Source organism: Salipiger thiooxidans (assembly GCF_900102075.1).
GTDB classification, from domain to species: domain Bacteria; phylum Pseudomonadota; class Alphaproteobacteria; order Rhodobacterales; family Rhodobacteraceae; genus Salipiger; species Salipiger thiooxidans.
On sequence record NZ_FNAV01000052.1, the window covers coordinates 1 to 6,565 of the forward strand.

General features: G+C 72.0%; 11 protein-coding genes. All 11 read right to left on the reverse strand.

Annotation, left to right across the window (positions count from 1 at the left end; all coding sequences use genetic code 11):
* Nucleotides 1-209: phage tail tube protein (locus BLQ77_RS27765; RefSeq protein WP_242661904.1), on the reverse strand; the 209-nt coding region annotated here is incomplete at its 3' end.
* Nucleotides 210-266: 57 nt separating this feature from the next.
* Complete coding sequence (locus BLQ77_RS27770) at nt 267-680, reverse strand: DUF3168 domain-containing protein (RefSeq protein ID WP_089964289.1); 414 nt, start codon at nt 678-680, stop codon at nt 267-269.
* On the reverse strand, nt 673-1,032 hold the full coding sequence (locus tag BLQ77_RS27775) for a hypothetical protein (protein WP_089964290.1): 360 nt from the start codon (nt 1,030-1,032) through the stop codon (nt 673-675). The genes BLQ77_RS27770 and BLQ77_RS27775 overlap by 8 nt, the downstream gene beginning before the upstream one ends.
* 11 nt (nt 1,033-1,043) lie before the next feature.
* The gene (locus BLQ77_RS27780) at nt 1,044-1,406 is read right to left on the reverse strand and encodes a head-tail adaptor protein (protein WP_089964291.1); all 363 of its coding nucleotides are present in this window, start codon (nt 1,404-1,406) and stop codon (nt 1,044-1,046) included.
* Between the two features lies 1 nt (nt 1,407).
* The gene (locus tag BLQ77_RS27785) at nt 1,408-1,980 is read right to left on the reverse strand and encodes a hypothetical protein (protein ID WP_089964292.1); all 573 of its coding nucleotides are present in this window, start codon (nt 1,978-1,980) and stop codon (nt 1,408-1,410) included.
* Between the two features lie 2 nt (nt 1,981-1,982).
* Nucleotides 1,983-2,282 (reverse strand): hypothetical protein, encoded by a 300-nt coding sequence (locus BLQ77_RS27790; RefSeq protein ID WP_089964293.1) that lies wholly within the window; start codon nt 2,280-2,282, stop codon nt 1,983-1,985.
* Nucleotides 2,279-2,734: a hypothetical protein gene (locus BLQ77_RS27795; protein WP_089964294.1), complete on the reverse strand. Its 456-nt coding sequence runs from the start codon at nt 2,732-2,734 to the stop codon at nt 2,279-2,281. The genes BLQ77_RS27790 and BLQ77_RS27795 overlap by 4 nt, the downstream gene beginning before the upstream one ends.
* Nucleotides 2,735-2,760: 26 nt before the next feature.
* Nucleotides 2,761-4,086 carry a phage major capsid protein gene (locus BLQ77_RS27800; RefSeq protein ID WP_089964295.1) on the reverse strand — a complete coding sequence of 442 codons (1,326 nt, stop codon included), beginning with the start codon at nt 4,084-4,086 and terminating at the stop codon, nt 2,761-2,763.
* A gap of 111 nt (nt 4,087-4,197) precedes the next feature.
* The gene (locus tag BLQ77_RS27805; protein WP_089964296.1) at nt 4,198-5,124 is read right to left on the reverse strand and encodes a S49 family peptidase; all 927 of its coding nucleotides are present in this window, start codon (nt 5,122-5,124) and stop codon (nt 4,198-4,200) included.
* Nucleotides 5,121-6,389 (reverse strand): phage portal protein, encoded by a 1,269-nt coding sequence (locus tag BLQ77_RS27810; protein WP_089964297.1) that lies wholly within the window; start codon nt 6,387-6,389, stop codon nt 5,121-5,123. The genes BLQ77_RS27805 and BLQ77_RS27810 overlap by 4 nt, the downstream gene beginning before the upstream one ends.
* Nucleotides 6,386-6,565, reverse strand: a 180-nt coding sequence (locus tag BLQ77_RS27815) for a terminase TerL endonuclease subunit (RefSeq protein ID WP_242661905.1), incomplete at its 5' end; no start/stop codon positions are given. The genes BLQ77_RS27815 and BLQ77_RS27810, both read right to left, overlap by 4 nt.

A 6,565-nucleotide genomic window follows, 5' to 3' on the forward strand; every position in this document is an offset into this window, starting at 1 on the left:
TGGCCGGTGAAGGACACGCGCTTGGCGCCGTCGAGCACCTCGGTCCAGAGCGGCCCGCCCGGTGCCGTGCAATCGGCGGTGGTCACGTCGATCTCTTCGTTGTTGATGGTGAGCGTCTTCGTGGTCAGGGCGCAGAGCACCTCGAAGCCCGGCGTCTCCTCGCCGTTGCTCAGCTTGATCAGGAGCGTGCGCCCCGTCTGTTTTGCCATGATGGCCTCCTGTGAACGGAAGATGGGCTGCCGCCCGGGTCGCCTTGCCGAAGGGCGTTACGCGGCCACGCCGAGCGAGGCCTCGAAGGCCACCACCGCCGTGTAGATCTCGCCGTCGCGCGACCGGCTCACGACGGTGGTCAGGTAGTCGCACCAGTCGAGCGTGAGCCCCGGCAGCGCGACCTCGACCCCGTCGAGCGCCACCCGCACCGCATGCGCCAGCGCCACCACCTGCTCGCGACCGGCGGCGGTCTGCGACTGGCACTCGAAGCTGAAGGCGATGTCGTCGTCGGTGTGGCAGCCGATGCGCAGCGCGGCCCCGTCGAGGCGGCCCAAGTGGACATAGGGAAAGGCCACGTGCTCCTGCGGCTCGTCGTAGACGCCGCCGGTGGCCAGCGCCGCGACCTCGGGATCGGCCCGCAGCGCCGCGATCAGCGCCGCCTGCAGCAGGGTCGCGGGCCCGTCAGCCATGGAAGCTCTCCTTCACCGCCTTGTTGATGGCCCGCCGCGCGCGCGACGCCCGGCGTTTGCGGGTCACCGAGAGCGCCGGGTTGACGAAGGGGCGCGGGCCGCGGTCGCCCTCGATGACCTTGGACTTGGGCCCGAAGTCGAGCAGGTAGCTGCCGTCGGCCCGTCGCGCGCCGGTGATCTTGCTGCGCTCGTGGCCATCGCCCTCGACGTCGGCGCCCACCGGCACCAGGATCTTCGACACCCGCAGAATGTCCTCGCCGTTCTTCTGGTTGGCGTCGCTCATGGCCTGCGCCACGCGGTCCTTGAGCTTGTCGAGCTTGCGCATCACCTTGTCGGCACCAATGACAGTCATCAGGATTCTCCTCAGTTTGGTGGCCTGACCCATTCCTCGCAGAGCAGCACCAGCAGGTCGGCGCGCTCGGTCGCCTGGGCCGGGGCGCTGCGGATCTTCCAGACTGCCCCGCGGGCCACGATCCGGTCGGCCGCGGTGATCTCGCGCGCGGCGGGGCTGACGCGCAGCCGCACCGTCGCCCGCCGCGTGGCCTCGTTGCGGCCCGCCACCAGCGCCTCGGCGCCCGGATCCTCGTTCATGTCCGCCCAGAGCGTGAGCGGTGTGCCCGCGGTCAGCTCGAGGTCGGCCCAGCCCACCACGGTATTGCCGCCGGGTGTGTTGCCCGGCACCTTGCGCTGCACGGTGATGCGGTCGTCGAGCCGCCCGCCTGCCATCTCAGCACCCCGCCGAGATCTGCGGGCGACGGTAGCGCGCCTGGCGAATGAGGCGCTGCACCCCAAACGACCCCCGCGGCGGCTCGATATCGCCCGAGATGGTGATGTCGGCCTCGCGCCATTCGCGGGTCAGCGCCATGATGGCGCGCCAGAGCCCGGGCGAGAGCGCCGCCCCCGCCTCTGCCTGGATCCGCACCACCGCACCGGCATCGCTGCGGGTGAGCCAGCCCTCCGGCAGGAGCAGCTGCGGCTCGTCATGGCCCTGCAGGAGCTGCACCCCGGTGATGTCGCGATCGACGTAGGCGCCGGTCGTGTCGGTAACGGCGATGGCCGCGACCGAGGTGACGGGTCGGCACGGGAACCACCAGCGCCGCCAGTCGTGCACCGGGTAGGTGAACTCGTAGAGGCCGGGCGCCGGCGGCACGTTGGTGGCGGTGGTGACGACATCCTGCGCCGCGCCGAGCAGCAGCTCGAGCGCGGGCGTCTCTTCTTCCGTCACCACCCCGTGCACCGCGGCGGCGAAGGCCTGGGCCGTCACCGCCAGCGGCAGGGGATCTTCCCCGATATACCGCATGGTTACTTGCGCTTGCCCTGGGCGGGCGGCGCCCCGGGCTCGGACGGGGCGGCGGGCGCGGGCTCGGACGGGGCGGCGGGCGCGGGCTCGTTGCTGGTATCCGCCCCCTCGACGCCGTCCTTGCCCTGCGGTTCGGCGGCGTCCGCGTCGGGCTGCACCTCGGCAGCCGAGGCCGGAACCGGTGCGCTTGGGTCGCGCGCGACGCCCGCCTCGATCAGCGTCTGCGCGTGATCGTCGGGAAAGCCCGCAGTCTCGCCCCTCTGGTACATGAGGTGCGGGCGGGTGAAGATCACCGCCTTCATTGCGGCAGGCGGTCCATGCCGCCGCAGATCAGCAGTGCCGAGAGCGCGGCGGTGTCGGTGTCCGCGGCGCTGAGATCGGGCGTGTAGCTCACCCGCACGTAGCGCCCGCCCGCCCGGAGTTTCACGTCGAGCTCGAGGCAGCCGGTGACGGTGCCGCCGCCCGCGGGCCCGGTCGCGGCCACCACCGTGCCGGTCACCAGCGTCGCCGCGTCCGCAAGGTCCGCCGCCTCGCCTTCCTGCACCGTGTAGGTGACCGAGAGCGTCTCGCCCGCCGCCAGCGTGGCGGTGAAGGGAATGGCGAGCAGCCCCGACTGCGGCATGCCGATGGCCGCCCGGTCGAGGATCACGCCGGGCACGGCGGTGTTGTCGCCCGCGCCGCCTGCGGTCAGCGCGGCGTTGCCGGCGGCGCGCAGGGCTGTGATCAGCGCGCCGATGTCTTTCATCTGGATCATGGGAAGTCTCCTTTGGGAAAGCGGGCTCAGTCGGCCCAGGTGACGCCGGTCAGCACGGCGACGGCCGGCAGGTGCCGCAGCCCGAGGTCGTGCTGCAGGATCATCCGCATCAGCGTCTCGTCGCGGCTGAAGGCCGATTGCAGCTCGCCGTTGCTGTCGCGGTAGGCGGCCTGGTCGGACATGGCGATGGTGATGCCCATGTGCTCGCCGATCACCACGTGCATCGGATGCACCAGCATGATCTCCGACGCGTCGCCGCCGCCGCCGAGGTTCGACGGGATCTCGGTGGTGACATGCACGGGCTTGCGGCGCAGCTGGCCAGACTGCATCTCGGGGAAAGCAAGGTTGCCGTTCCCGTCGCGCAGGTTCGTGAGGTACATCGCGGTGCGCGGCGACATGATCCAGTGCGCCCCGTTATAGGGAACGTTGGCATTGGCGAGCGCCAGCTCCATGCGGCCGAGATCACTGGTGACCTTCTGCAGGTCGGAGCCTGCGGTCATCACCAGGATGTTGGTCGCCGCTGCCGGCGTGCCGACGAGCTGGTAGCGCAGACCCTTGGGCGCGAACTCGGTGCCCGCGCCGCGCAGGAAGTAGCGGTCCTGGATCTGGGCGGCGTCGGCGATGGCATCGTCCCGCACCATGCGGTCGACCGAGGTCGAGGCCGCGCGCATCAGATCGTTGGAGATGGGCACGATGCCCCGCATCTTCTTGGCCGAGAGCTTCATCTGACCGTAGCTGTAGCCGGTCACCGGCGCGTCCGAGGTCTCGTCGCCGTAGCCGAAGCTGGCCCCCGAGGCGCGGCGGTTCTGCGTGAGGTTGCCGTTGGGCAGCGGCACGATGCGCGGGCCCATGGCGGTGACGACGCTGGCAGGACGCAGCAGCTCGATCACCTCCGAGCTCACGTCCTCGGGCACCAGGAAGCCGCCCGCCTCGCCCGAGGACAGGTTCTGCCCGACGGCGAAGAGCCCGCTCTGGCCGTTCTCCTCGGCGATCATGCGGGCGGTGTGGAGGTTGCCGCCCGCTGCTGCGAGCGTGCGCAGCATGGCGCCGAACTGGAGCCCCTTCTCCTTCGGCTGCGCGGGGGCGGTGGCGCCCTGCCCGCCGTTCGCTTCGGCGCCCGGCTCGGGCTGTGCTGCGGCGGCGCGCGAGGCCTCGACCTCCTCGGCCCGCTTCACCTGCCGGTCGGCCTTCTCGAAGGCGGCCCTGGCGGTGTCGAAGGCGGCCTGCGCCGCCGCGAGCGCGGTCTCTTCCGCGCCCTCCTGGTCCTCGAGCGCGGTCAGCGCGTCGGCGCGGGCCTGCATGTCGTCCGCCGCGGCCTTCCGGGCGCGGCGCAGGTCGTTGATGTCACCCATGGTGATGCTCCTCATGATGGGCGCCGCGCCTCGGGCGCAGCAGGAAGACCCCGCCGCGCATGGGCAGGGTGAAGACGAGGCGCGCGGTGGCGCGCCCGGTGATGGGGAAGATCAGAGCCCGGCGAGCGCCCGCGCGGCCTGCGCCTGGGCCCGGGCAGCGCGCCCGGCGGTGCGGGGAGGACGCGGCGCGTAGGCCGCCCCGAGGCGGGCCCAGAACGTCGGCGCGTCCTCGAGCCGGTCGACGAGCCCGCGCGCCTGCGCCTCCGCGCCCCAGAAGATCGCGCCGCCATCGGCGGGATCGTCGGTCGACGAGAGCCGCGCCGGCAGGTCCGCCAGCTCGATGCCCCGGCCCGCGGCGACAGCCGCGTGGAAGTCCGCCTCCATTGCGTCGAGCACCCGCACGGACTCGCGCTGGCCTTCCTCGGTCGAGGGATCAGGGCGCTTGGCGCGTGCGTGCGACGAGCTGAGAATGAACAGCTGATCGCCCGACATGCCCGGCTGCACCGGTGCGGCACTCACCTGCATGCAGCCGATCGAGCCCACCACGCTGCCGGGCGTGAGGGTGATGTCCGTCGCCTGGCTCGCGATGTGGTAGCAGGCCGAGGCGGCGAGCGGATGCACCAGCGCATGCACGGGTTTGACCGAGGCCGCAGCCGCGACGGCGGCCGCAGCACCTGCGATGCCCAGCACGTAGCCGCCGGGCGAGTCGCAGAGCGCAACGATGGCGGCCACGTCCTCGTTGGCGGCCAGCTCGGCGAAGGTGGCCTCGAGCCCGTGGTAAGTGCTCCAGCCGAGCCAGCGCTCGAGCAGGAAGGCGTTGGGCGTCAGCAGCCCCGAGATCGGCACGATGGCGATGTTGCGGTGGATGGCGTAACGCTCGCCCGGCTCCAGCGTGAGCGACATCGCCCCCACCGAGAGCGCGCGTGCCCCCACCTCCGCACCGGGTGCGGGGACCGGCATCTGCAAGAGCGCCTCGCCATGGGCGCGCGAGAGCGCCAACGGCGCCCCGGCAAAGAAGCTGGCAACGGTCCGGCTCATGCATCGTCTCCTTCGGGATCGCGGCCCGGCGCTGCGGCGCGGGTCATGTTGGGCGCGGGGTTGAGCGTGCCGCCCTCGGCCACCGGTGGCGCGCCGATCTTGGCGCGCGCCTCGTTGGGCAGCATGAACGGCCCGCCCACGGCACGGTTCAGCGCCTCGTATTGTTCCTTGACCGTCGGCTGCAGCAGCGCGCCGAAGTCGTGGCGCAGGAACAGCCCCGCCGCACGCTCGGCCCGGGTCAACAGCGCCACGTCGAGCTGCGCCTCCACCAGCGCCGACCAGTGCAGCAGGCAGTCGGTCAGGTAGTCGATGGCCTGCTGCTCGCCGTTGGCCTTCACGCCGTATTCCAGCATCTGCAGCTTGCTCGGCGGCATCCGGTAGATACCCGCCAGCATCTCGCGGTCGAACTTGCGACTCGAGAGCAGCTCCTGATCGGCGGCCGAGATGTCGAGCGCCTTCACGTCCTCGTCGGGGTTGGTGACGATCCAGCCGTCGCCGCCCGGATCCTGCATCGCGTCCTTGATGCGCCGGGCATTGCGCACCCGCTGCTCCTCGCCCTCGTAATTGTCGCCGAGCTTGATCACGCCCTTCGTCGTGCCGCCCGCGGCGTTGCGCGCCGCCGCCCGCTGGCCCGCGAGCGCGATGCCGACGCTCTCGGCCGCCACCTGGATCGGGCTGCGGCCGGTCCAGCCGTCCTCGGCCATGTAGCGCAGGTGCACCATCGCCCGCGCCGGCACCCGGCGCTGCACCCCCGCCCCGTCCTCGAACTGGTAGAAACGCTCGAGCCCGTCGCGCAGCATCGAGACGCTGCCCTGGCGCACGATGTCGAGCCGCATCAGCTCGCCACCGCCATCGCGGGGCCCGTAGATGTGGCCGTTGCCGCGCAGCGCGTAGGCGTAGACCGCCGCGAAGCGCACCAGATTCGCCGGCACGCCGGGGGCGGCCTCGCCGTTCAGCAACTCGCCGGCGGCATGCTCGCGCACACGCACGTCCTGCCCGTCGCCCTGCCGCTGCCAGAGCTTCAGCGGCACCTTGGCGAGATCGCCCGCGATGTTGTTGCAGCAGGCAAAGACCGTGGCGTGATGCGCCGCCGTCTCGGGCGTCACCCGCGGCAGGCCCCGCACCGCACCCGGCGCCCCGAGCGATCCCCAGCCCACCGCCAGCAGGCCCTCGTCGCCCGCCGCCGCCTGCGCCGTCACCGGCGGCTCGATGCGCTGTGCCATGGCGCCGCCCGCGCGGCGAATGTCCAACCCGAAGAGCTTCATACCACCACCACGTCCCGCGCCTTGCGCTTCTCTTCGCCCACCTCGGCCCGGCCCAGCGCCATGATCGCGGCCACCGCCGGGTCGATCCGGCCCGTGGCCTTCTTCTTGTTGGGCTTCACGTTCTCGGCCGCGTCCTGGTCGAGCACCACGTTGCCCACCGCCCAGGCGAGCAGCGG